The organism is Pseudoalteromonas sp. SG43-8, assembly GCF_014164245.1.
In the GTDB taxonomy this organism is placed as follows: Bacteria; Pseudomonadota; Gammaproteobacteria; order Enterobacterales; family Alteromonadaceae; genus Pseudoalteromonas; species Pseudoalteromonas distincta.
In genome coordinates this window covers 336326-358076 of record NZ_JACJEX010000003.1, presented here as the reverse complement: position 1 = coordinate 358076, position 21751 = coordinate 336326, and the positions used below count along the sequence as shown (strand labels likewise).

General features: G+C 39.0%; 19 protein-coding genes. 10 read left to right on the top strand and 9 right to left on the bottom strand.

Features of this window, described 5'->3' with window-relative positions:
* Positions 1-12 precede the first annotated feature (12 nt).
* Positions 13-474 carry a redox-sensitive transcriptional activator SoxR gene (soxR, locus tag H5122_RS09185; RefSeq protein ID WP_182681473.1) on the bottom strand — a complete coding sequence of 154 codons (462 nt, stop codon included), beginning with the start codon at positions 472-474 and terminating at the stop codon, positions 13-15.
* A gap of 77 nt (positions 475-551) precedes the next feature.
* Here soxR and H5122_RS09180 point away from each other — a divergent pair, with 77 nt between their 5' ends.
* The 5 genes from H5122_RS09180 (at position 552) to H5122_RS09160 (ending at position 4442) form a co-directional block, all read left to right on the top strand.
* On the top strand, positions 552-1025 hold the full coding sequence (locus H5122_RS09180; protein WP_039486593.1) for a flavodoxin family protein: 474 nt from the start codon (positions 552-554) through the stop codon (positions 1023-1025).
* 65 nt (positions 1026-1090) lie between these two features.
* Complete coding sequence (locus H5122_RS09175) at positions 1091-1603, top strand: DsrE family protein (RefSeq protein ID WP_024595603.1); 513 nt, start codon at positions 1091-1093, stop codon at positions 1601-1603.
* Positions 1604-1611: 8 nt separating this feature from the next.
* Positions 1612-2247, top strand: coding sequence for an SGNH/GDSL hydrolase family protein (locus H5122_RS09170; RefSeq protein WP_182681658.1), 636 nt, complete (start codon positions 1612-1614; stop codon positions 2245-2247).
* Positions 2248-2325: 78 nt separating this feature from the next.
* Positions 2326-3864, top strand: a complete 1539-nt coding sequence (locus H5122_RS09165; RefSeq protein WP_182681474.1) for an EAL domain-containing protein — start codon at positions 2326-2328, stop codon at positions 3862-3864.
* A 56-nt stretch (positions 3865-3920) separates the two neighbouring features.
* On the top strand, positions 3921-4442 hold the full coding sequence (locus H5122_RS09160; protein ID WP_182681475.1) for a hypothetical protein: 522 nt from the start codon (positions 3921-3923) through the stop codon (positions 4440-4442).
* Positions 4443-4522: 80 nt separating this feature from the next.
* On the opposite strand, the gene H5122_RS09155 is transcribed toward H5122_RS09160, so the two are convergent.
* On the bottom strand, positions 4523-6775 hold the full coding sequence (locus H5122_RS09155; protein WP_182681476.1) for a TonB-dependent receptor: 2253 nt from the start codon (positions 6773-6775) through the stop codon (positions 4523-4525).
* A gap of 285 nt (positions 6776-7060) precedes the next feature.
* Here H5122_RS09155 and H5122_RS09150 point away from each other — a divergent pair, with 285 nt between their 5' ends.
* The 4 genes from H5122_RS09150 to H5122_RS09135 all read left to right on the top strand — a co-directional run bounded on the left by H5122_RS09150 (position 7061) and on the right by H5122_RS09135 (position 11873).
* Positions 7061-8068 (top strand): LacI family DNA-binding transcriptional regulator, encoded by a 1008-nt coding sequence (locus tag H5122_RS09150; RefSeq protein WP_007378432.1) that lies wholly within the window; start codon positions 7061-7063, stop codon positions 8066-8068.
* A 175-nt stretch (positions 8069-8243) separates the two neighbouring features.
* Positions 8244-9482: a sugar MFS transporter gene (locus H5122_RS09145; protein WP_182681477.1), complete on the top strand. Its 1239-nt coding sequence runs from the start codon at positions 8244-8246 to the stop codon at positions 9480-9482.
* 14 nt (positions 9483-9496) lie between these two features.
* Positions 9497-10999, top strand: a complete 1503-nt coding sequence (locus H5122_RS09140) for a trehalase family glycosidase (RefSeq protein WP_182681478.1) — start codon at positions 9497-9499, stop codon at positions 10997-10999.
* A gap of 184 nt (positions 11000-11183) precedes the next feature.
* Positions 11184-11873: a LuxR C-terminal-related transcriptional regulator gene (locus tag H5122_RS09135; protein ID WP_024595599.1), complete on the top strand. Its 690-nt coding sequence runs from the start codon at positions 11184-11186 to the stop codon at positions 11871-11873.
* A gap of 81 nt (positions 11874-11954) precedes the next feature.
* Here H5122_RS09135 and H5122_RS09130 read toward each other — a convergent pair whose 3' ends face one another.
* From H5122_RS09130 to H5122_RS09115, 4 genes are read right to left on the bottom strand one after another with little or no spacing between them, the layout of a single operon-like run.
* Entirely contained in the window at positions 11955-12728 is a 774-nt protein-coding gene (locus H5122_RS09130; RefSeq protein WP_182197166.1) for a CsgG/HfaB family protein, read from the bottom strand.
* Positions 12728-13153: a curli assembly protein CsgF gene (locus H5122_RS09125; protein WP_024595597.1), complete on the bottom strand. Its 426-nt coding sequence runs from the start codon at positions 13151-13153 to the stop codon at positions 12728-12730. Before H5122_RS09125 ends, H5122_RS09130 begins: the two co-directional genes overlap by 1 nt.
* On the bottom strand, positions 13143-13541 hold the full coding sequence (locus H5122_RS09120; protein WP_024595596.1) for a curli production assembly/transport protein CsgE: 399 nt from the start codon (positions 13539-13541) through the stop codon (positions 13143-13145). The genes H5122_RS09125 and H5122_RS09120 overlap by 11 nt, the downstream gene beginning before the upstream one ends.
* A gap of 41 nt (positions 13542-13582) precedes the next feature.
* A complete protein-coding gene (locus H5122_RS09115; RefSeq protein ID WP_182674977.1) occupies positions 13583-15085 on the bottom strand; it encodes a curlin in 1503 nt (500 codons plus the stop codon).
* Between the two features lie 584 nt (positions 15086-15669).
* Between H5122_RS09115 and H5122_RS09110 the strand changes: the two genes are divergently transcribed.
* Positions 15670-18171, top strand: a complete 2502-nt coding sequence (locus H5122_RS09110; protein ID WP_182674979.1) for a S8 family serine peptidase — start codon at positions 15670-15672, stop codon at positions 18169-18171.
* Between the two features lie 64 nt (positions 18172-18235).
* Here the strand turns inward: H5122_RS09110 and puuE are convergent, their stop codons facing one another.
* The 3 genes from puuE to guaD are packed head-to-tail and all read right to left on the bottom strand — an operon-like array spanning position 18236 to position 21751.
* Positions 18236-19168 (bottom strand): allantoinase PuuE, encoded by a 933-nt coding sequence (gene puuE / locus H5122_RS09105; RefSeq protein ID WP_182681479.1) that lies wholly within the window; start codon positions 19166-19168, stop codon positions 18236-18238.
* A 1-nt stretch (position 19169) separates the two neighbouring features.
* Complete coding sequence (locus tag H5122_RS09100) at positions 19170-20381, bottom strand: urate hydroxylase PuuD (protein ID WP_182674982.1); 1212 nt, start codon at positions 20379-20381, stop codon at positions 19170-19172.
* Positions 20382-20386: 5 nt separating this feature from the next.
* On the bottom strand, positions 20387-21751 hold the full coding sequence (guaD, locus tag H5122_RS09095) for a guanine deaminase (protein WP_182681480.1): 1365 nt from the start codon (positions 21749-21751) through the stop codon (positions 20387-20389).

The window sequence follows — 21751 nt, the reverse complement described above, 5'->3', positions numbered from 1 at the left end:
TTAATCTAGCCTTCAATCTCGCTCTAACAAAATAGCACCACTTTGGTTTTCGCCTAAGTGGTCATTTTTGTTATAAATAGGGCATTTACTCATAGATAAGCACCCACAGCCAATACATCCATCAACGCGATTGCGCAAACGCTGCATATACGCTATTCGCTCGTCCAGCTGTGCTTGCCACTGCTTTGAAAGGGCTGCCCAGTCTTTTTGCGTGGGTGTGCGCTGATCAGGTAATGTGGCCAGTGTTTGTTTAATTTTATCAAGGGTTATTCCCATTGCTTGTGCGGCTTTTATTACCGCTATACGGCGCAGTACATCTTTTTTATAGCGGCGTTGATTGCCGCCATTTCGCCAGCTACGTATTAGTCCTTTTGTTTCGTAAAAATGTAGGGTTGATACTTTTACGCCGCTACGCTTTGCTACATAACCCACGGTTAGGTTGGCCTCTGTTAGTTTTTTTTGATCTATTGGCATTATTTTTAATTTCCGTTTGACCTCAATATAACTTGAGGTTTTAAGCTTCTTCCAACATTAAAAAAGGAGCTAACTAAATGCAACAAAAACTTGAGCGTAGCACTGTTATTATTTATTCAAGTGCACGCAAAAATGGTAATACACAGGCGCACGTTAATGGATTCGCAGAGCAAAATACTGTGCGTGTAATATGCTTAGATGATTATAAAATTGCGCCGTACTGCTATAACAAAAACTATAAAAATGATGACTTTTACGCTGTGTTTGAAGCACTTTTAAAATATGAACATTGGGTGTTCGCGTCGCCTGTTTATTGGTACAGCACCACGGTACAAATGAAATTATTTATCGATAGAATAACCGATTATATGGACGATGAAGCATTAAAACCTAAGCTTCGTAGTTTACGCAGTAAGCATTTTTCAGTGCTTTCTAATGCGTCATCAAGTGAAGCCCCCGCCTGTTTTGTAGAGCAGTTTAAAAATACGTTTAGTTATTTAGGTATGCAGTTTATTAACCACAGCCATAAAAGTACCCAAAAGGTTGCTTAAATTGCAGCCTTTTTTGGTTGTCTCTGGTAGTTTAGTAATAATCTTAAAAAACACAGGATTGTTTTATGAAATATTTACTATTGTTAGTGCTGCTTTTTAGCCCTTTAATATATGCAACAGAGCAACCAATTAAGGGGTATGGTAATTATTACAATGTCCCCGAGCATGATGAAATTAATGACGCTACGGTATTTAAAATAGCCTTTGATGTTGCTGATGGCGCTGAAAAAGGCGCGCAAAATAATTCAATAAATTCGCTAGCGCGTTTTATTAACATGCATGTGGCGCATGGCGTAAAGCCTGAAAACATACAACTTGCATTAGTTGTGCACGGTAGCGCAAGTGTTGATGTGTTAGCTAATAGCGAATATAAAAAACGCTTTAACGCTGACAATAAAAACCAAGCGTTAATTGAGCAGCTACTAGCAAATAACACTAAAGTGTATGTTTGCGGGCAATCTGCTACTCACTTTAAAGTAACGCCAGCGCTTTTAATTGAGGGTGTAAAAATGTCGCTTTCAGCTATGACCGCTCACGCACAACTTCAACAGCAAGGCTATACGCTCAACCCATTTTAATGACTCAAATAATAAAAAACATTCTCTGCTTTGGGGATTCAAATACATGGGGCTTAAACCCTGTAACGGGTAAACGTTTTGATGAAAATACCCGTTGGACATCACTTTTAAATAAACACTTAGGGTGTGGCTTTAACGTAATAGAGGCAGGGCAACCTAATCGCACGTTAGTGCATAATCCCCCGTTTGACGGTGTGCTCAATGGTGTTAGCTATTTAAAACCTTATTTGGATAAGCATGATCTCGACTTTATTATTATAGCTCTTGGTACAAACGATCTTAAAAAACGTTTTAATTTAACACCTAGTTTAATAGCAGATGGCTTGAATGATTTAATTAACTCAATACACTTTTATTATCAGCAAGGTAGTACTTTAAAATCCCCTAAGATTATTATTGCTAGCCCACCTAAAATAAGAATTACCGGGCAGTATTCACGTATTTATGAAGAGGCTGATACAAAAGCAATAGAGCTCTCTAGTACATTTAAAAGCGTTGCAGCCAATAATAAGTGCGCTTTTATTGATCTTAACTCGTTTATTAACATGCCAGGTGGTGATGGGATTCATTTTGATGATATCCAACATTTGGCAATAGGCTTTAAAATAGCGCAATTGGTTCAAAACTCACTCAATAATTGTTAAATCTATCTGTGTGAATTTAATGCGACTTATGCAATCATCTAATAAAGTAGTGATATAAATTAACAACTTCGAGATGCTATGAAAAAGTACCAACAAAAATCTATTATAGCCGTTCTAACCGGAGTGTTAGTTTTTATAACTGGCTGTATGATTTTACTCAATTTTGCAGCGCAGCAATTAACAGCACAAACAAAGTCAGATGCTGAGTATATTCTCACTCATGTAGAAGGTGCAATTGCAGAGAGGCGTCGAATACTTACCCCATTAAATAAGCTTGCGTTTAAACAGTGTGACAACACAACTCTTCTTGAGATGCGCCGCGCTTTATTTGACGCAAAATATGTAATTGATATAGGTTTTTTTAAAGGTAACCAGTTAGTTTGTACTACGGGGGCAGGCTTATTAAGTAAACCAATTAACGATAAACAGCCTGACTTTATTCGAGATGATGAACAAGTGAGGGTTCGTTTTGAGCCAAAGCTTTATTTATTATTATTTAGTGAGCGCCCTATGGAGGTAATTATAGTCAGGCAAGGGGACTATAATTTAATTATGCAGAGTACTCCCTTTACTAATATTGGAGTTACTGCGCCTGATTGGGAAGTTGTTTATAAAACACCAAATACTTTGCATCATTTAGCAGGTAAAGAGGATCTCTACCTTCAAGTAAAAAACAATGTTTTCTTTCCTTACGAAACTAATTTAGTTTGCAGTTCTGCAAGTAGCCAATATTGTGTGGTAGTGCACTTACCTTGGAGTCTGTTTTTTTCTAATAACCACTTATTACTAATAATTTCGTTAATTTTAACCTGTTTAGCGGGAATATCGAGTGCGTTAATAGTTGATGCAAGAATTGCTGCACGTCGCTCTATTAATCAGCGTATTCGTAAAGGACTCAAAAAGGGATCATTTTATTGGACTTACCAGCCTATTATTTGTTTGCAAAGTGGCAAGCTGATTGGTTGCGAGGTACTTGCACGTTTTGAAGATAAGTACGGTGTTTTATTTCCAGATGAGTTTATTCCGGTTATTAGAAAAAACAATTTAACCTGGACTTTTACTGAGGCCATGATTGCCACTACAATCAAAGAGCTAACCTCTATAGAGGTATTGCCTGAAGGCTTCAAAGTGTCGCTTAATATATTTCCGTGTGATGTAGAGCTGGGTAACGTGTCGTTGCTGCCACAAATTACAGAGCTTACCAATTCACGCTTTATTATTTGTTTAGAGATAACTGAAGACGAATACCTTGATACAAGCATCGCGCATGCTCATTTTAGAACCTTGGTTGAGTCTGGGTTTAACTTATCATTAGATGACTTTGGTACGGGTTATTCAAATTTAAGAAACTTACAAAATTTGAGCTTTCATCAACTTAAAATTGATCGTACGTTTGTTCAAGATATAACAACTGAGGGCTTAAAAGCCTCTATGATCCCGAATATTATGGAACTTGTGCATAAGTTTAATTATACCTGTGTAGCAGAAGGAATTGAAACCACTGAGCAAGAAGCTATTTTAAAAACAGCGGGTGTGCATTACGGACAAGGCTGGAAGTACGGTAAGCCCATGACTGCGTCTAAATTTAAAAATTATATAACTAGTCAGCATTTTTAGATCTCAGCTGCCATACTAAACGTATCGGTATGAAATTTATAAATATTAGGTTTATTATGATCAAATTAACATTAAGTGCTTTTGCACTTTTACTACTTAGCGCATGTACAACACAGTACCCAAACCAGCAATTAACAGGTAAGCAGTTCCCAAGCATTAGTGGCGAAAGCTTAGAGCAAAGTATGGTGACTATACCTAGTGATTTTAAAGCAGATAAAACACTACTGCTCATTGGGTACAAGCAAGACAGCCAGTTTGATATAGACCGTTGGTTAATTGGTTTAGATATGGCGGGCGTAACGCTCCCTACCTACGAACTACCAACCATTGCCGGCATGGCACCACGTATGTTTAGCACATTTATAGACAGCGGTATGCGCAAAGGCATCCCTAAAGAATTATGGGGTGGGGTAATCACTATTTATAAAGATGGCGAGACAGTTCAAAAGTTTACAGGTAATCAAAGCCCAAATAACTCTCGTGTGGTACTTATAAATAGCAGCGGCGAAGTTTTATATTTTTATGATCGAGGTTTTTCGGTTGATGCACTTAATAAATTAAAAGCGAGTATTGAGTAATTCACTTTAGCCTTTAAATTCATTTGTTTAGGTTAATTAAAGTGAAAGGGAGCGAATGCTCCCTTTATATTGTATTTTATTTAAAACGCGTAACTTACACTAAAGCGCGTTGTACGAGGCATAATGTAACGACCATTTGGTGCATCAGCATTACGTGGATCACCTTCTGTAATGCCTTGCTCATCCGTTAAGTTATCTATTGCTACTTGAAGCTTGATGCCTTCCATTGGTTCTAATATTAAACCTAAATCAACTTTTTCGTAGCCATCGAGTGTTACAGTGTTTTCGTTATTGCCAAAGCGATCATCAACCGCTGAAAGCGTACCGTATAAAGTTGCATACATACCTTGTAGCTCAAAATCGTAACTTGGCGTTATACGTACTTGCCATTTTGGTTGGCGCTGCGACTGGTTACCATCGTTTGTTGGGCTCTCTGTAATTTCAGCATCTTGTAATGTCGTATTTAAATTAACAGAAAAACCAGAATCATGATTAAAGTTGTAATCAAGCTCTATACCGTATGCTTCGTTTGTTAAAATTTCTGCTGGTACGCCAGGTCTTCTTACAAATGTGTCGCCTTTAACTTCATTTACAAATACGGTTGCATAAAAGTCGGTTGATTCAGTAATTAATTTATAACCTAGTTCACCTTGGGTAATTTCTTTAATAAGCTTTTCGCCGCCTTCGTAAGCATCAAAGTTATCTCTAAAGTCATCAAAGTAAGGCATTTTATAACCACGGTTAACACGGGCAAACACACCCATATCATCATTAATTGAATAGTTTAACCCTGTAGTCCACGATGTTTTACTTTCATCATAGCTAACGGTTTTAGTAATAATACCGTCAAGGCCCTCATCTACACTGTATTCTACTTCGTGGTTTTCTTGACGTACGCCAACATCAAGTGTAAACGCATCAGCAAATTTGTATTCACCGGTGACATAAAACGCATTAGTGCGCGCATCACCTGTTGAGCTTATGTCGTAGTTAAAATCACAACCATCGGTGTTTTGATTACATTCAATACCGGTTAATGCTTCGCCACCTGATTCAAGTACATGGTATGCAGTGTTACCTAAGCTCCACCAATCTTTTGCTGAAGTACTTGCAGTGTAATATCCAAAGGTTGTTGATAGGTCGCCAAATTTTTTCGAAAAAGCTAAATCATTTGTAAATGAGCTGATTTCTTTAAGTACTACCCATCGACCAAGTTGTTGGACTGGGGTATCGCTTGCGTATTCAGTGTTTGTAACTGCTCCAAATGCAGTTTGGCCGTTATCAGCAACTGCTCCAACCGTTGTTGCTGAGCCACTAGGTACTAAACCGTAGGTATTTGCATCGCCTTTGGTAATGTTAAAGCGATCTGAAAAATGCCAACCACCTTTTAGCTCTAGCTTAATACTACCGCCCGAAACATGGCCGTCCCACCCTCGGCCATCACCTAGGTCAATATTAAGTGCTTGCGCATCGGGGCCTGTAAATATTGTTGCTTGACGATTTAGCGTACCAAGTTGCGTATATTCTGCGTCAATACCATCAACATTAAGGGGTGTTGGTAAGTACCATGCACCGTGATCGTCTGTTTGGCGGGTATAAAAGTTAAGCTCACCGTTGTCTAAATCTTTAGTAATGTTGATTGTAAATTGGCTACCTTTTTCAGAAGTAAAGCCCGCATCACGAATACCCGGTGAGCTTTTTACGTAACCGCCAACCATAAAGTATAAATCGTCAGTAATTTCACCACTCATCACAGCGTCAACTCGCTGTAAGTCGTAATCAGAAGTTGTGTATTTAAATAAGCCTTCTGTTTCTTCGCCACCACGTTTTAATCTAAAATTGGTTGTTAATCCTGGTTGTCCGTTAGATAAAACAGGATTAGGTCCACCACGCAGGGCTTCTACTGTCTCAATGGTTTCATCAACACGAAACATTGATGAGTTTTCTAAAAATGACAATGTTGAAGCAGGATAAATAGGTGAGCCTTCAATACTGAGTGTTAAAAATGGGGCATCACCACCACCAGGAAAACCACGAACAAATACATTAGCGCCCGATTCACCACCTGAGCTTTCTACCCAAACACCAGGTATTGCTTTAAACAAGTCAGCGGTGCTTTTTGGAGACAGTTTAATAATTTGTTCACTATCGATATTAGTTACCGCATAGCTGGCATCAATTTTTCTAACTCCAACACCCGTAGGTGTTCCCGATACCACAATGCGCTCAACTTTCTGTTTTTCTTGTGTTTGCTCTGCTGCAAATGCGCATTGAGTGCTAAGCGCTAAAGTAATTGCACACGCTAATGTACTTTTTGCTTTATTGATTTTCATGTGTGTGATCCCGTTTTTAGTGTATTAAACAGTGTATTTCAGCAGCCTTTTTACTAAAAATCATTGTAAATAGGCTGTGTATATTGAAACCTTAGAGATAAATGCAAACGTTTGCAATATTTATTTGTAAATTATTTATGAATTTATATAGTTTATTTATTGAGCTTATTTATATGTTAAACACTTTTTAGGTCGTTGTTCGCGCCAGCAAAAAATAATAATGCTATATTGTCAGCGAGTTAGATAATTGTATTGATCAGTGGTAAGCGACTATTTAGGAAGATCATGAATAACAAAAAAATTAAATTAACTGATTTAGCGAAACTAGCAGGCGTGTCTACCTCTACAGTTTCGCGTGCGCTTAATGATAATCCGCTAATTAAGCAAGAAACCCGCGATAAACTTCAGCGCTTAGCTAAAGAGCATAATTTTAGTCTTAATACGGCTGCAAGTCGGTTGCGGACACAAAAAACCAATGTAGTTGCGGTTATAATTAACCTTGACGAACAAACAGAGCAGTCGATTAGCGATCCGTTTTTACTTAAAGTAGTGAGCGAAATTAATCTTGCACTTAATCAGCAAGGGTTAGAGCTTTTACTATCTAATTCCATCATGGCGCAAGACGATTGGGCTAATTATTTTATTAATAGCCGCCGTGCAGACGGTATTATTGTTGTAGGTCAAGGTAAAAACCAAACCAATATAGAAAATGCAGCTAACGCAGGTATTCCGCTGGTGGTATGGGGAGACCCTAAAACACCTAGCAACTATCCCATTGTAGGAAGTGATAATTACTTGGGAGGCTTGCAAGCAACAACGCATTTAATAGAGCACGGAGCTAAAAACATTGTATTTTTAGGCGACCCAGAACATGGTGAAATTAGTGAGCGTCATAGAGGGTACTCTGCCGCATTAGCATCCCATAAATTAGAGCAACATGTTGTATCTATTGATATTACAAGTAGCTCAGCGTATCAATCAATTAACCAATTACTGCGTGAAAAAGGTCTTTATTTTGATGCTATAGTTGCATGTAGTGATATGGTTGCCTTAGGTGCCATGAAAGCCTTAAAAGAGCGTTATGTAAGCATTCCTAATGATGTCGCTCTAGTAGGTTTTGATGATATTGCTATGGCCGACATTAGCCACCCTTCATTATCAACTATCCGACAAAACACACAGTACGCAGCCACGCTATTAGTTCAAAAGTTGATGCAGCAACTAGCTGGTGAAAAAGTTGAATCACAAGTAATTGATATTGAACTGATTACCCGCCAATCAAGTAAAAGATAGTTTATAAATCATGTTGAGTTAATGTTAAATTTAAAATGCAAACGATTGCATTGAGGGCTATTCTAAACTAAACTTAAACCTCACTGATATAAACACACACTGTGTATGCATTCGTTATGGGCATACAATAAAGGTCGTTATAGCGTTTAAATAACGCTGTAAAGCGAGGGCAATTATGAGTAAAACAAAAGTCACACTGGCAATTGCAGCAAGTTACTTTATTTTCGCTATTTTGTTAAATAGCGTGGGCACCGTTATTTTGCAGGCAATAAATACCCTTGGGGTAAGTAAAACAGAAGCTTCAGTGCTTGAGGGGTTTAAAGATTTATCCATTGCGATAATGTCATTTGTAGTGGCTTCGTTTATTCCTCGCCTAGGCTATAAACTGGCTATGCTTGGGGCACTTACTGTTGTTGCCCTTGCTTGTGTAAGTACGGCTTTAATTAGTGACTTTTATGCGTTTAAAATTTTATTTGCCGCCATTGGCTGTGGCTTTGCTGTGGTTAAAGTGTCGGTTTACTCTATTATCGGCCAAGTGACAGATGATGCAAATAGCCACTCTTCATTGTTAAACACCATTGAGGGCATTTTCATGGTTGGTGTGTTAAGTGGCTATTGGATTTTTACTGCTTTTATAGATCCAAACGATTCAACCGCGTGGCTCAACGTTTATTACTTGCTAGCAGCTCTGGCCCTAATCGTTATAGCGAGCGTAATTGCTGCGCCTATAAAGCCCGCCATTATAAGTAAAACTAAACGCTCCTGTTGGTTCGATTTTATCGCCATGCTTAAGCTAACATATCAACCGTTGGTACTCATATTTATAATTAGTGCTTTTTTATACGTATTAATTGAGCAGGGCGTAGGTACTTGGCTACCCACATTCAATAATGAAGTTTTAAAACTTCCTATAGCTATTAGTATTCAGCTGGCCAGTATTTTTGCTGCGACACTTGCATTTGGGCGCTTAGTCGCAGGGCAAGTACTTAAACACATTCACTGGTTTGTTGTATTGAGCAGTTGTTTAATTGCGATGGCCGGCCTCATACTTATTACCCTACCGCTTACTGAGAATGTTACTGAAAATACAGTAATTAGCTTATTTGATGCACCACTTGCTGCATTTATTTTACCGTTAATTGGCTTTTTCATGGCGCCTATTTATCCGGTACTTAACTCAGTTATGCTCAGCGCTCTTGAAAAACATCGTCATGCCGCTATGACTGGCTTAATTGTAGTTTTTTCAGCACTTGGTGGAACAACAGGCTCAATAATAACTGGTTATGTATTTGAGCACTTTAGTGGCCAGCATGCGTTTTACCTTTCTTTGGTTCCCATTAGTTTGATTTTTATTAGCGTGATTTTTTTCAAAAAACGAACCGACGCTATCTCACAACACGCAACGACAGCTTAACAGTAAGGAAAGTTATGAGTTTTTTTGACAGCCAATTATTTAAAGATGTTCAAATGCAGCATGTATTTAGCGACTGTAAAACATTCGCAGATGCAATTGCGCGTGTTAATTGGCAAAGTGCATGTAAAAGCTATGAACAATTAGCGCCTTTAACTAATACGCAGCTTAGTGAGTTTGTAAACGCACACTTTATTACTTCTCCAGTGCTAGCAATGGGCACTGAGGCTGATACGTCATCGGTTAAACATTATATAGACTCGTTATGGAGTGGCCTTAGAAGAGAGGCGGATACCCCGAAGCAAGATTCATTATTAGCACTAAAGCACAGCTATATTGTGCCTGGCGGGCGCTTTCAAGAGATTTACTATTGGGATAGTTATTTTACAGCATTGGGCTTAATCGATGCAGATAAAGGTGATGTAGTTGAAGATATGCTACTTAACTTTGTAGATTTAATTAACGATTATGGTTGTATTCCAAATGGTAACCGTCGCTATTATTTATCACGCTCGCAGCCACCGGTTTTAGCACTCATGGTCGAGTTATTATGGGAACATACGCATAGCAAATCACTTAATGCGCAATGGCTTGCTATGTGTGTTGCAGCACTTGAAAAAGAATATATATTTTGGATGCAAGACGCGCAGTTGCTTTCGAGTGATTTATTGGGCTCAAAGCGGGTAGTAAGAATGCCTTGTGGTGGTGTTTTAAATCGTTATTGGGACGATGTAAGTGAGCCAAGAGCAGAGTCATTGCGTGAAGATTTAGCGCTAGCGGAAGGGTTGGCGAAGGAGAAAAAATCTGATTTTTATCGTAATATTCGCGCTGCATGTGAGTCGGGTTGGGACTTTAGTTCTCGTTGGCTTGGTGAGTCTAATTTACTAAGCTCTATTCAAACAACTGATATTGTTCCTATAGATTTAAACTGCCTTATGTATAACTTAGAGAATCAATTAAGCAAATTCTTTCAATTGCTCGGCAATAGTGAACAAGCAGAGCATTACCAATTACTTGCCAGCAATCGCAAGGCACTTATTAATGCTTACCTTTGGAATGAACCAACCGGTTTTTTTGTTGATTATAACTGCCGTACAACGACTCAATCTCCAATACTTAGTGCAGCGGCAACTACTGCTTTATTTGTTAATTTAGCCAGTAATGAGCAAGCAATCAAGGTAGCTACAATATTAGCCAATGAATTTTTAAAAAAGGGTGGCATTGTTACAACTATTACTCAAACGCCTCAGCAGTGGGATAGTCCAAATGGTTGGGCTCCACTCCAATGGCTTGCGGTAAAAGGGCTTAATAACTACGGTATTACTCAATTGAGTACACATATAATGCAAAATTGGGTAAATATGGTTGAGCAAAATTTTGCAGTAAATAAGTGCTTACTCGAAAAATACAATGTGTGCACACCAGCGGTTTTAGCCGGTGGTGGTGAATATCAAGTACAGCAGGGTTTTGGTTGGACTAATGGCGTAACGACTCGATTTTATAAATTACTAAACTACTAATCCGAACTGTTATTTATCTTACAAAATCAATTGTAAAACAAAAGTAATGTAGGTTATGTATTGATTTAATAGATTTTTATCTGTTTTAGGATGAGAAATGATAACTTTATTTTAATACCAAAATCTCATTGTAAGTTGTATTTGATTTAGGTAATGTAGTGTAAATGTTTCAAGGACGAAATTTATGCCCCATAAAAACTCAGTATTCGTAAAAACTACATTTCAATCATCTTTTCATTCACACAACTACACAGCTATTTTAAGAACACTACAGGCCTTGTTTGGTGATATTAAAATGGACGATGTTATTCCTAAAGCTGAGCAGCGTGCAAATTATGATTTGTTTTTAATAGATGGTGCTAAAAGCAAATGGCAAGATCTCATTCCCGCAGACCTTATTTGTTTAGCTAAACACCATAGTGTTGTTATCTTTAATGTTGATAAAGAAGATGTGTGCGAGCAAAACTTATTGCTTAACCATTTTAATGGTGTTTTTTATAAATCTGATGCGCCAGAAGATATTTTTAAAGGGTTAGTTCGTGTTGATACTGGCGAGCTTTGGTTTACGCGTAAAGTAATTTCAAAAGCTTTTAACGACATTTTAGCCGTGGCATCATCATTTAATAACCTACATGACGACATTGAATTAAAGCAGGACGATTACGATCATTTAACAAAGCGAGAAAAGTCCGTTATTCATTTAATTGCACAAGGTGCGAGTAACAATACAATTGCTGATAAGCTCAATATTAGCGACCACACTGTAAAAACACATTTGTACAGTGCGTTTAAAAAAACTAACTCACGTAACAGGGTAGAGCTTGCGAATTGGGCTCAGCGTTACGTTTCTGTTTTATTACCAATGGCTAAATAAATAGCATATATAATCTCAATTTCTCCCATAAAAAAGGCTACTGTTAGTAGCCTTTTTTATTTGTTATGACGGCCTGTGTAATTAGCTCACTTTTTTAGCCCATAAGCCTTTATCAATGCCTTTTGTTATAAGGTCTGTCAGTGCTTTTTCTATTGCCTGAGTTACGCAAATACTCATAGGTTCGTTGTCACTAAAGCCGGCTTCAGCTTCAGCTAGACGTTTGTAGCTTACGTATCTAAAAAAGCCTGCACGCATCTCTTGGCTTAATACTTTTTTGCTGGTGGCCACACTAAGCAACACTTGACCTGTACGAACATCCACAGCGCGTAGATAAATTGAAATAGCATCTTCACGGTAAAGCTCAGATGCGCCTATACCAAAGTATTCCATACCTAACCCACCCGTTTTTACATTGGTGTCATAGCTTATAATACCGCCCTCTAAAATGATTTTAGCTGTGGTAAGTGGAGGTAACTCAGCCTGGTTAGGATTATCAGTTTGGCCTGCACGAATAATTTTTCGCTCAGTTAAAATGTTTTGTAAACCTTCACGCTCAACAGGTGTAAACCAATCAGATTCATGCAGTGCTTGTACGAGTATTGAATTAGCACCTTGTGTAACGGCAGTCGAAAACGAACTAACGTTAGTTTGTGGTTTGTATTGACCTGTTTGGTCTCTAAATGAGTAGACCGATACAGGAATGCTGCCAACAGGTTTTGGTAAATTTTTTAAATCTGCAAATAATTCAGTTGGTTCTAGGCTAATTGCTTTTTGCTGTGATGGTGGAATAAGCTTACCTAAACTTGTACAGCCGCTCAAACCCAGTAATGTTATTGTTATTAGTAGTTTATACATTATCCAAACCTCGGTACTTCAATGATCACAACAGAGTCATCTAATATGTTTGTTATTTTTACTGTAATAGAATCGGTTGTGCTGGTTATAACTTCAATTTGATAATCACCACTCATAAAAATTGAGTCCTGATTAAAAATACTATCTTCAATATCCTCACCAAAAGCCATATCGGTAATTTCTCTTACCATGCGGTTTAAGTATGTGCGCTCTAAAGAGTCTTGAAATTGTTCAGCGTAACCTTTTTCGATTACCGGAGCCTTGTGCTTATTTTGAGCCTGTGCTTTGCTCAGCAGCATATTTGCATTGAGTGGATTACCACCAAAGCTTGGATTTATTGGGGTGTAAATTATTTCAGTCGCGGAAGCTGAAAAGCTTAATATTGTTATTATTATAAGGGCTATTTTTTTCATTTTACCATCCATCTTTAGCCATATCTGGTGTTGATGCAGCCATGTTTGAGCGAGCCATTGCATCTATTACTGTATAAACAGCTTGCTCAACACGTTCATCGAGGGGTTCTAATCTGCGACCTAAATAAGTCGCGTAAACAAGTTGGTTATTCATTATTAAAGAAAGTTGTGTACCCGCTTTTGGTATTACGGTTTCTTTTATTTCAATATTAAAACCAGCTGTTGAAGGGAGATCTCGCCAGTAGTTTGAAAATTCATAATAAAATTGATGACCAAAGCGGCTAATACTTCTATCAAGTAATAAGCCATCTATTTCTAGTTCATCCGCAGCATGAGTTGCCCCAGAAAAACATAGGAAAAGTGTGAGTAGGTAACGATTAAAGTTAATATTTTTTTTCATAATTTAAAAAGGGGAGAGGGTCGCTCTCCCCACCTCAACAATTACATTTGAGTAATTGTTGCTGCGTTTCCATCACCAATTTGGGTAACAGATACAGTGCTGTCAAAGCCAATTACTGAGCCTTCAACAATATTGTCGTTACCAATTTGAGTAACACTAAACGATACGTTTTCACCACCAACTAAAAATGCTGATTGTTCAACGCCAGTAACCCAGTTACCTTCACCTGTTTGTGAAATATCAATGCTGTGGTTATTGCCTTCAACCATCATATCAATAAGGTTTAACGTGCCACTTTGTGCAATATCAATTTGGTTATTATTACTATCTAAAATGCCAGCAAGGGTAACAATTGCTTCATTTTGAGAGCCGTCTTGAGCAATATCGATGTCATTATCGTTAGATGTAAGCGTTACATCTGGGTATGAAGATTGAACAAGTACGGCATTTTCATCGCCAGCTTGTACTAAATCAACATCATTGCCAGAGCCGTTAAAGTTAGCTAAGTGAATCGAGTTTAAATCACCTATTTGGGCTGATGTAAATTCATTGTCTGAACCAATTACACCCATGTAGGCTTCGTTTAAATCACCGTTTTGCATTGAAGTTAGTTCGTTGTTGTCACCAATTAAATCGGCTGTCATTAAGTTTTCAGCGCCAACTTGTGTTGCTGAAACCTCATTATTAGAACCTTCAAATAAGTTTGATTCAATTGTGTTAAGTGAACCTTCTTGATCTAAATCTATTTGGTTGTCGTCCCCAATTACAGTTGCAAACGTTACCGCATTAGTTAAGCCATCTTGCTCAATTTCAATTTCATTTGCATCACCAGAAATTGCACTAAATGCTACAGCATTACGATCACCTACTTGTTCAACTTCAAGCTCGTTGTCATTGCCTTGTAAACTACTTACTTTAAAGGTACTCCAATAACCGTCTTGAACTAAATCAAGAGTATTTTCGTCGCCTGTAAGCATCGTAATTTCTGCTTCATGCCATTCACCGGTTTGCAGTGAGGTAATTTCATTTGCGTTACCTTGCATATTCATGTTGTAAAACCAGTGACCACCAGTGCCTTGTTCAACATCAATGATATTATCATCACCAGTTACAATATTAATCGCTTCATTATTTACAAAAAAGCCTTGGCCAAATTGTGAAACAAATAACATATTATTATTACCAGTCACTTCAGAGATAAAACCATTAGCAACGCCATCTTGGCTGTATACTTGCAGGTTGTTGTCACCTGTGGTGGTTACTTCAGCATAATTACCAAATTGACTCTGCACAACTTCAGTTTCGTTATTATTACCGGTTGTTGTTACAAGCATGGTGTTGCTATCACCATCTTGTGTAAGTAGTGCAGTATTTTCATTAAAAGTTTGGATAAGAGTCATTGAGTTTTCAACACTTGCTACAGAAACGTTGGTAGCAAGTTCTGAGCTTGATGCTGATTTGTTGTTAGTATCTGCATAAGAAGCAAAGCTAGTACCCATTGCAATTGCAACTGCGCAGCTTAAAAGTGATTTGTTCAACTTCATTATTTTCTCCTTGAAATATTAAAACCAAACACCTTAAATTTTATAGGTTTTATAAGGTATTTGCTGTGTCAGCATGCCGTGCCGATATAATGTTTTGTGATCCGCTTGAAAAGCTCTTAAAGTAAAATTTTTCGATGTAGTTAATAATTATCACTAAACGCTTTGTCATTATTTTTAACTTACGTTTAATAACTGTTAATTATTAAGTACCTAATTACTGTATTCCTCAAATGTATTTTCTGAAATCATCATTTTTTACCAATTTTTTAATTTTTATTTTTCAGTGGGTTATGGTGCGGTTGTTGAGGTTTTTTATTAATTCAATCTAAAAGCAGTAAAAATCTCCGACCCTTTATTAGGTAAATGGCTTTGCGTGAATTTCATTAAAAGGTCTGTCTTTAGTGTTTTTTTTATACTTTAACTGGTCAAAATTGTTGGTTTTAACAACGTTTTTATTTTTTAACTTGTTAAATGATTAGTTTGGTTGTTTCCTTAGGGTATGCCATGTGATCCCTTGTACTCGAAATAGTGAAAGAACGTGCTTAGAGCATCTAAGCTAACCCAACAAAACTATGGATAGAACAATGAAAACAAAATTATCTATTATTACTCTTGCCTTACTTCCGTGCTTAGCAGCTGCAAAAGTTCCTGATGTGGGTGTAAAGCAATCTGTAACTGCTAGCAGTGATTCTATAATTGTTAAATATAAAAGTAATGCAACGAAAGAAATGCGTAAGCAGGCTCGTTCATTAGTTAAAGCTAAAATTACTGATCTAAATAAAGATGAACTTGATGACAGCTATACGTCTTTACTTTCAGGTCGCTTAGCTAAGTTTAAAGTGTCGGGAATGAGCACTAAAGACGCAATTGCGCTTTTAAAGTCTCATCAAGCTATTGAATATGTAGAGCCTGATTACCAAGTAAGCATTGCACGTACGCCAGATGATCCTCGTTTTGATGAGCTTTGGGGCTTAAATAATGATGGCCAAACGGGTGGTACAGCAGACGCTGATATTGATGCAGTAGAAGCATGGGATATTTCGACAGGTAGCCGCGATGTAGTGGTAGGTGTAATCGATACGGGTATTGATTACAGCCACAGTGATTTAGCGAGCAATATGTGGGTAAATAGCAGCGAAATACCAGGAGATGGTATTGATAATGATGGTAACGGTTTTATAGATGACGTGCATGGTATAAATGCCATTACTGACAGTGGCGACCCTATGGATGACGAAGGCCATGGTACCCACGTTTCAGGTACTATTGGCGCAAGTGGTGGCAATGGTATTGGTGTTGTAGGTGTTAACCATGAAGTATCACTTGTTGGTTGTAAGTTTTTAGATGCTGCGGGGAGTGGCTCAACATCAGACGCCATTAAGTGTATTGATTACATGGTTAGCCTTAAAAACTCAGGCGTTAACTTACGCGTATTAAATAATAGCTGGGGTGGTGGCGGTTACAGCCAAGCACTAGCAGATGCAATTGCATCAAGCGAAGCGGCGGATTTACTCTTTGTAGCCGCAGCTGGTAACGATACTATTGATAACGATGTTAACCCGCATTACCCATCTAACTACGAAAACGCAAGTGTATTATCGGTTGCAAGTACAGATCAAACCGATGGTATTTCATGGTTTTCACATTATGGTTTAACAAGCGTTGATATGGGCGCGCCGGGTAGCGCTATTTTATCTACTACACCAGGTGAGAGCTATGCATCTTACTCTGGCACATCTATGGCAACCCCTCATGTAGCAGGTGCTGCAGCGTTAGTGTTGTCAATTAATCCTGAGCTTAGCACTCAAGAGCTGAAAGATTTACTAATGAACTCTGGCGATGTAAATGCTGCGCTACAAGGTGTAACGGTTGCAGGTACTCGTCTTAATGTTAACCAAGCGCTTATTGATGCAGACCCTACACCTGGCTTTAAAATATCAGCCGATCCACTTACGCAACAAATTGAAGCAGGCCAAGCTACAAACTACACATTTACAATTGGTTCAATTGCCGAATGGGATGAAGAAGTAACGCTTGAGTTATCAACAACATTAGGCGGCGCTTATTTATCATCGCTTACAGCGCGCCCAGGCGATGAAGTAATGCTAAATGTTGAAACCGATACTAACACTCAGTGGGGCGAATACGAGCTTACTGTAACAGCTACAGCTGGTGATATTGTTAAAGAGCAGTCAGTTAAATTAATGGTTCAACCTGTTGGTTTAAACGACTTTACTTACAGCAGTAACACAAGTGTTGATATTCCTGATAACTCGCCAGTAGGTGCAGTGTCAGTAATTAATGTTCCTGATGACTTAACAGTATTTGGCACTACTGCTGATGTAGATATTTCGCATACCTACTCAGGCGACTTAGTGGTTAAGTTAGTATCTGCTCAAGGCACACAAGTAACGCTACAAAGCAATGTGGGTGGTTCAAACGACGACATAGTTAGAAGCTTTACTTCTGAATCATTTAACGGCGAAGTTGCTACAGGCGATTGGACACTACAAGTAGAAGATACTGCCGCAGCCGATACCGGCACAATTAATAGCTGGTCATTAACGCTAAGCGCTATTGGCGAAGTTAGCCCACAACCACCACGTGCTAGTTTTGACGTTGAGACACAAGGCTTAACAGTTAACTTTATTGATTCAAGCACTGATTCAAATAACGATATTACACAGTGGAGCTGGAGCTTTGGCGATGGTGCAACATCATCTGATCAAAACCCTATGCATGTGTATGCAGCATCAGGTAATTACGATGTAGAACTAACGGTAACAGACAGTGAAGGCAATACAAGTACATCAACTCAAACGGTTGTTGTAAGTGATGTAGAGCTAGAAATTACCTTAAAACGTGCTAATAAGTCTCGCCTTGATACTATGCGTGTAGAGCTTAGTTGGGAAAGTGTTGGCGCTGAATCACTAAGTGTTTACCGTAATGGTGAGCTTGTAGATACTACTGCTGACCGAGGTCGCTATCGTGATTACGTACGTGGAGCTACATTACCATCGTACGATTACCAATTATGTGTAACTGAAAATGTATGTTCTAACATCATTACGGTTTCATTTAACTAACTACTCCTAAAGTGACTTTAAGCCCAGCATTGCTGGGCTTTTTTATGTTTTAAAAAAATATAAACTATGCTTTTTTATACGGATGTGTTTTAAGCCAGTGCTCGGCTATTTGTTCACGCGTGGCAAACCAAACCTGCTCATGCGAGCGGGCATATTCTAAAAACTGTGCTAATGCTTTTATTCTTCCTGGTCTGCCAATTAAGCGACAATGCAGCCCTATCGACATCATTTTAGGGGCGTTTTCACCTTCTGGGTCGCCTTCCTCGTATAGCGTATCAAAGGCATCTTTTAAATAATTATAAAACTGATCGCCTGCGTTAAAACCCTGCACGGCAGCAAAGCGCATGTCGTTTACATCAAGCGTGTAGGGCACTATTAACTGTGGTTTACCTTCTTTAATACTGTAAAAAGGTAGGTCGTCGCTGTAATCGTCGGCGTCATATAAAAATGCGCCATTTTCAACTACTAGTGCTGCGGTATTTGGGCTAGTTCGGCCGGTATACCAGCCTTTGGGCTTTTTACCCGTAAGCGTTTGAATAATCTCAATGGCTTGTTGCATATGCTTGCGCTCGGTTTGCTTGTCTATATGTTGATAATTAATCCAGCGCAGGCCATGGCTTGCTATTTCGTGCCCTGCATCAACAAAAGCTTTAGCTACATCGGGGTGGCGCTCAAGGGCCATTGCAACTGCAAAAATGGTGACCGGTATATCGTATTTTTTAAAGAGTTTAAGTAAACGCCACACACCCGCTCGCGAGCCATATTCGTAAATAGACTCCATGCTTATATGGCGGTCTTCAACATGGGGAGCACTGACTATTTCAGATAAAAACGTTTCAGCGGCTGCATCACCATGCAGCACGCAGTTTTCGCCGCCTTCTTCGTAATTTAATACTACTTGCACGGCAATACGTGCTTTATTGGGCCAATTTGCATGGGGTACATCTGGACCATAACCAATTAAATCGCGCGGGTAGTTTTTAAATTGCTCGCTCATTTTATTGCTCCTTTTTAAGTGCTGTGAGCCAAGACCCGAGCGTTTCGCGCTCTGTGTCTGTCATTTTGGTCATATTAGCCAGTGGCATATCTTTGGTTATAACCGCGCGAGTATGAATAAGCGTGCTGGATTTTTTTACATCACTAATAGAGTCGAGCTTAAAGCCTAGCGGCGCTGTTTGAAAAAGCTCAGAGGTGGGTGTTTCGCTGTGACACCGAGTACAGTGTTTGCTAATTATATCCCACGCTTGTGCGTCGGTAATACTTGCTTGTAAAGGCGCGCTTTCGCCTGCATTTGTTGGAGTACTGGGCCAAGGGGCTATGGCGAGCATAAGAGCAAAGAAAGCTGCAATACCGCTTACAAGCACTGAGGGTTTATTAATACCTTGATGTTTTAAGTTAAAGTAATGGCGTATCCACATACCAATACCAAACAGCGCAATTAAAATAAGCCAGCCAAAGTTGTGGCTATACGTGTAAGGAAAGTGATTGCTAAGCATTATAAATACCACAGGTAACGTGGCGTAGTTATTATGAATAGAACACAGCTTTGCCTTTAAACCTGGCGCTGAATCAGGGATTCTACCGGCTTCTACTTCACTTACCATATAGCGTTGGCCTGGCATAATAATGTGATACACATTACCCACCATACACGTGCCAATAAGTGCACCTACATGAATATACACAGCGCGGTCGCTAAATAATTGATCAACCCCAAAAGTCCACAGAGCTAATAAACCAATAACTACAGCAATAAACACTTTGCCGTTTTCGACCAGTGGGGTTTTACACAATAAACGATAAACACCATAGCCTAAGCCAATAAAACCAAGGGATGCGCCAATAGCGGCAAATTTACTTAGCTCACTTTTGCTGTTATCAATTAAATACACATCGGCGCCAACATAATAAAGTAAGCTAAATAGTAATATACCGGTGATCCACGTTGTGTAGGCTTCCCACTTAAACCAATGCAGGGTGTGAGGCATTTGTTCAGGGCCATTTTGATACTTAGCCACTTCGTAAAAGCCACCACCATGCACGGCCCATAAATCGCCTTTTATGCCTTTGTCTATTTTCCACTGCGGTGGTGTTTGTAGGTTGTTATCAAGCCATGCAAAATAAAATGAAGCGCCAATCCATGCTATACCAGCAATAACATGAAAATAACGCAGTACTAAATGAGCAAGCTCAAATAAATAGTTTTCCATAACGGTTAAGCCTCTTCTAATACCGGTGAGCGGGTGTCTGAAAATTGATTGTTATCATCGCGCTTATACACACTTTTACCCATAATGTAGGTTTGCTCAACGCAGCGGTCGTCGCCTAACATCATCATTGCAAACAGTTTTTCGTGCAGGGTTTTGGCATGCTGTATTCTAAATTTTAAAAATGAAGTTGCTGAACAATCCATCACAATAAAATCGGCCTCACAACCGGCTTCAAAATTACCAATTGTCCCTTCTAAATCAAGTGCTCTGGCACCGCCGAGAGTTGCTAAATACAGCCCTTTAAATGCTGAAAACTTTTGACCTTGTAATTGCTGGATTTTGTACGCTTCGTTACCTGTTTGTAGCATAGAAAAGCTTGTTCCTGCGCCTACATCGGTACCCATGCCTACGTTTATGCCGTGCTCTTCACAGGCTTTTAAATTTAAAAGTCCTGATCCTAAAAATAGGTTTGAGGTAGGGCAGTGCGATATTGCTGCATTGTTATCTGCAAGGCAGCAAAGCTCGCGCTCAGATAAATGAATGCTATGGGCAAATACCGAGCGTTTACGTACCATTTTTGCTTGCTCGTACACGCCTAAGTAATCATCAAACTCTGGAAATAGCCCTTTTACCCATTCGCACTCGTCTTTGTTTTCAGATAAGTGTGTATGCAGGTAGGTGTCTGGGTATTCTTCAAGCAACTGAGTACATTTTTGAAGTTGCTCAGGGGTTGATGTGGGAGCAAAACGCGGTGTAACTGCGTAGCTTAACCTATCAACATTGTGCCATTTTTCGATGAGGGCTTTAGATTCGTCATAACTTGTTTGCGCGCAATCAGATAAGTCGTCTGGGCAGTTACGGTCCATCATTACTTTACCGGCAATCATGCGTAAATTGCGTTTTTGTGATTCTTTAAAAAACGCGTCAACCGATTGCGGATGCACAGTGCCAAATACAAGGGCAGTGGTTGTGCCATTGCGCAGTAGCTCGTCTAAAAAGCGATTAGAGATCTCTTTTGAATAATGCTTACATGTAAACTTTTTCTCTGTCGGAAACGCATACTCGGTTAACCAACTTAGCAGTTGCTCGCCGTACGCACCCACCATTTCGGTTTGTGGTAAGTGTATGTGGGTGTCTATCATACCAGGCATAACGAGTTTGCCATCGTGGCGGATAACACGCGCTGATTTATCAATTGTTGGTAATATGTCTTGCTCGTAGCCAAGTTTAACTACTTTGCCGTGCTTGATAACTAATGCGCCCTTTTCAAAAAAACGATGGGCGTTTTCGCCAGAAATGGCAGGGTCGTCAACAAAGTCGAGTATATCGGCACAAACTACTGTTAAGTCATTATTGTTTTGTGTGCTCAT

What these genes read in the sequence shown, in the direction of transcription:
- H5122_RS09140 (WP_182681478.1), top strand. Translation starts at nt 9,497, where the DNA reads ATGAGTTTTTTTGACAGCCAATTATTTAAAGATGTTCAAATGCAGCAT.
- guaD (WP_182681480.1), bottom strand. Translation starts at nt 21,751, where the DNA reads ATGAGCACACAAAACAATAATGACTTAACAGTAGTTTGTGCCGATATA.
- H5122_RS09175 (WP_024595603.1), top strand. Translation starts at nt 1,091, where the DNA reads ATGAAATATTTACTATTGTTAGTGCTGCTTTTTAGCCCTTTAATATAT.
- H5122_RS09125 (WP_024595597.1), bottom strand. Translation starts at nt 13,153, where the DNA reads ATGGATGGTAAAATGAAAAAAATAGCCCTTATAATAATAACAATATTA.
- H5122_RS09160 (WP_182681475.1), top strand. Translation starts at nt 3,921, where the DNA reads ATGATCAAATTAACATTAAGTGCTTTTGCACTTTTACTACTTAGCGCA.
- H5122_RS09135 (WP_024595599.1), top strand. Translation starts at nt 11,184, where the DNA reads ATGCCCCATAAAAACTCAGTATTCGTAAAAACTACATTTCAATCATCT.
- H5122_RS09180 (WP_039486593.1), top strand. Translation starts at nt 552, where the DNA reads ATGCAACAAAAACTTGAGCGTAGCACTGTTATTATTTATTCAAGTGCA.
- H5122_RS09100 (WP_182674982.1), bottom strand. Translation starts at nt 20,381, where the DNA reads ATGGAAAACTATTTATTTGAGCTTGCTCATTTAGTACTGCGTTATTTT.
- soxR (WP_182681473.1), bottom strand. Translation starts at nt 474, where the DNA reads ATGCCAATAGATCAAAAAAAACTAACAGAGGCCAACCTAACCGTGGGT.
- H5122_RS09165 (WP_182681474.1), top strand. Translation starts at nt 2,326, where the DNA reads ATGAAAAAGTACCAACAAAAATCTATTATAGCCGTTCTAACCGGAGTG.
- puuE (WP_182681479.1), bottom strand. Translation starts at nt 19,168, where the DNA reads ATGAGCGAGCAATTTAAAAACTACCCGCGCGATTTAATTGGTTATGGT.
- H5122_RS09120 (WP_024595596.1), bottom strand. Translation starts at nt 13,541, where the DNA reads ATGAAAAAAAATATTAACTTTAATCGTTACCTACTCACACTTTTCCTA.
- H5122_RS09155 (WP_182681476.1), bottom strand. Translation starts at nt 6,775, where the DNA reads ATGAAAATCAATAAAGCAAAAAGTACATTAGCGTGTGCAATTACTTTA.
- H5122_RS09115 (WP_182674977.1), bottom strand. Translation starts at nt 15,085, where the DNA reads ATGAAGTTGAACAAATCACTTTTAAGCTGCGCAGTTGCAATTGCAATG.
- H5122_RS09110 (WP_182674979.1), top strand. Translation starts at nt 15,670, where the DNA reads ATGAAAACAAAATTATCTATTATTACTCTTGCCTTACTTCCGTGCTTA.
- H5122_RS09150 (WP_007378432.1), top strand. Translation starts at nt 7,061, where the DNA reads ATGAATAACAAAAAAATTAAATTAACTGATTTAGCGAAACTAGCAGGC.
- H5122_RS09145 (WP_182681477.1), top strand. Translation starts at nt 8,244, where the DNA reads ATGAGTAAAACAAAAGTCACACTGGCAATTGCAGCAAGTTACTTTATT.
- H5122_RS09130 (WP_182197166.1), bottom strand. Translation starts at nt 12,728, where the DNA reads ATGTATAAACTACTAATAACAATAACATTACTGGGTTTGAGCGGCTGT.